The sequence below is a fragment of the Pseudomonas sp. Q1 genome, from assembly GCF_009935975.1.
GTDB lineage: Bacteria > Pseudomonadota > Gammaproteobacteria > Pseudomonadales > Pseudomonadaceae > Aquipseudomonas > Aquipseudomonas palleroniana.
Genome location: NZ_QODI01000038.1, coordinates 1 through 3105 on the forward strand (window position 1 = coordinate 1; position 3105 = coordinate 3105).

The 3105-nt window shown below is 50.8% G+C and carries 1 rRNA gene; it reads right to left on the reverse strand.

From position 1 onward, the window contains the following. Nucleotides 1–26 precede the first annotated feature (26 nt). Nucleotides 27–2918 (reverse strand): 23S ribosomal RNA (locus DK870_RS29000). Nucleotides 2919–3105 lie beyond the last annotated feature (187 nt).

A 3105-nucleotide genomic window follows, 5' to 3' on the forward strand; every position in this document is an offset into this window, starting at 1 on the left:
TTCGACTCAAATTGCTTGGGTGTTATATGGTCAAGCCTCACGGGCAATTAGTATTGGTTAGCTCAACGCCTCACAGCGCTTACACACCCAACCTATCAACGTCGTAGTCTTCGACGGCCCTTCAGGGAACTCAAGGTTCCAGTGAGATCTCATCTTGAGGCTAGTTTCCCGCTTAGATGCTTTCAGCGGTTATCTATTCCGAACATAGCTACCCGGCAATGCCACTGGCGTGACAACCGGAACACCAGAGGTTCGTCCACTCCGGTCCTCTCGTACTAGGAGCAGCCCCTCTCAAATCTCAAACGTCCACGGCAGATAGGGACCGAACTGTCTCACGACGTTCTAAACCCAGCTCGCGTACCACTTTAAATGGCGAACAGCCATACCCTTGGGACCGGCTTCAGCCCCAGGATGTGATGAGCCGACATCGAGGTGCCAAACACCGCCGTCGATATGAACTCTTGGGCGGTATCAGCCTGTTATCCCCGGAGTACCTTTTATCCGTTGAGCGATGGCCCTTCCATACAGAACCACCGGATCACTAAGACCTACTTTCGTACCTGCTCGACGTGTCTGTCTCGCAGTCAAGCGCGCTTTTGCCTTTATACTCTACGACCGATTTCCGACCGGTCTGAGCGCACCTTCGTACTCCTCCGTTACTCTTTAGGAGGAGACCGCCCCAGTCAAACTACCCACCATACACTGTCCTCGATCCGGATAACGGACCTGAGTTAGAACCTCAAAGTTGCCAGGGTGGTATTTCAAGGATGGCTCCACGCAGACTGGCGTCCACGCTTCAAAGCCTCCCACCTATCCTACACAAGCAAATTCAAAGTCCAGTGCAAAGCTATAGTAAAGGTTCACGGGGTCTTTCCGTCTAGCCGCGGATACACTGCATCTTCACAGCGATTTCAATTTCACTGAGTCTCGGGTGGAGACAGCGCCGCCATCGTTACGCCATTCGTGCAGGTCGGAACTTACCCGACAAGGAATTTCGCTACCTTAGGACCGTTATAGTTACGGCCGCCGTTTACCGGGGCTTCGATCAAGAGCTTCGCGTTAGCTAACCCCATCAATTAACCTTCCGGCACCGGGCAGGCGTCACACCCTATACGTCCACTTTCGTGTTTGCAGAGTGCTGTGTTTTTAATAAACAGTCGCAGCGGCCTGGTATCTTCGACCGGCATGGGCTTACGGAGCAAGTCCTTCACCCTCACCGGCGCACCTTCTCCCGAAGTTACGGTGCCATTTTGCCTAGTTCCTTCACCCGAGTTCTCTCAAGCGCCTTGGTATTCTCTACCCAACCACCTGTGTCGGTTTGGGGTACGGTTCCTGGTTACCTGAAGCTTAGAAGCTTTTCTTGGAAGCATGGCATCAACCACTTCGTCATCTAAAAGATGACTCGTCATCAGCTCTCGGCCTTAGAATCCCGGATTTACCTAAGATTCCAGCCTACCACCTTAAACTTGGACAACCAACGCCAAGCTGGCCTAGCCTTCTCCGTCCCTCCATCGCAATAACCAGAAGTACAGGAATATTAACCTGTTTTCCATCGACTACGCTTTTCAGCCTCGCCTTAGGGACCGACTAACCCTGCGTCGATTAACGTTGCGCAGGAAACCTTGGTCTTTCGGCGTGGGTGTTTTTCACACCCATTGTCGTTACTCATGTCAGCATTCGCACTTCTGATACCTCCAGCAAGCTTCTCAACTCACCTTCACAGGCTTACAGAACGCTCCTCTACCGCATCACTTACGTGATACCCGTAGCTTCGGTGTATGGTTTGAGCCCCGTTACATCTTCCGCGCAGGCCGACTCGACTAGTGAGCTATTACGCTTTCTTTAAAGGGTGGCTGCTTCTAAGCCAACCTCCTAGCTGTCTAAGCCTTCCCACATCGTTTCCCACTTAACCATAACTTTGGGACCTTAGCTGACGGTCTGGGTTGTTTCCCTTTTCACGACGGACGTTAGCACCCGCCGTGTGTCTCCCATGCTCGGCACTTGTAGGTATTCGGAGTTTGCATCGGTTTGGTAAGTCGGGATGACCCCCTAGCCGAAACAGTGCTCTACCCCCTACAGTGATACATGAGGCGCTACCTAAATAGCTTTCGAGGAGAACCAGCTATCTCCGAGCTTGATTAGCCTTTCACTCCGATCCACAGGTCATCCGCTAACTTTTCAACGGTAGTCGGTTCGGTCCTCCAGTTAGTGTTACCCAACCTTCAACCTGCCCATGGATAGATCGCCCGGTTTCGGGTCTATTCCCAGCGACTAGACGCCCTATTAAGACTCGCTTTCGCTACGCCTCCCCTATTCGGTTAAGCTCGCCACTGAAAATAAGTCGCTGACCCATTATACAAAAGGTACGCAGTCACAGAACAAAGTCTGCTCCCACTGCTTGTACGCATACGGTTTCAGGATCTATTTCACTCCCCTCTCCGGGGTTCTTTTCGCCTTTCCCTCACGGTACTAGTTCACTATCGGTCAGTCAGTAGTATTTAGCCTTGGAGGATGGTCCCCCCATATTCAGACAAAGTTTCTCGTGCTCCGTCCTACTCGATTTCATGACTAAGAGATTTTCGCGTACAGGGCTATCACCCACTATGGCCGCACTTTCCAGAGCGTTCCGCTAATCTCAAAGCCACTTAAGGGCTAGTCCCCGTTCGCTCGCCACTACTAAGGGAATCTCGGTTGATTTCTTTTCCTCAGGGTACTTAGATGTTTCAGTTCCCCTGGTTCGCTTCTTGCACCTATGTATTCAGTACAAGATAACCATCTTATGATGGCTGGGTTCCCCCATTCAGACATCTCCGGATCAAAGTCTGTTTGCCGACTCCCCGAAGCTTTTCGCAGGCTACCACGTCTTTCATCGCCTCTGACTGCCAAGGCATCCACCGTATGCGCTTCTTCACTTGACCATATAACCCCAAGCAATCTGGTTATACTGTGAAGACGACATTCGCCGAAAATTCGAATTTCTCAACTAAGAGAACTCACAAATTTTACCTTAGCCTGATCCGTTACCAGTGAAAGTAACGTTCAGTCTATCTTTCTATCACATACCCAAATTTTTAAAGAACGATCTAATCAAAGACTAGAAATCAA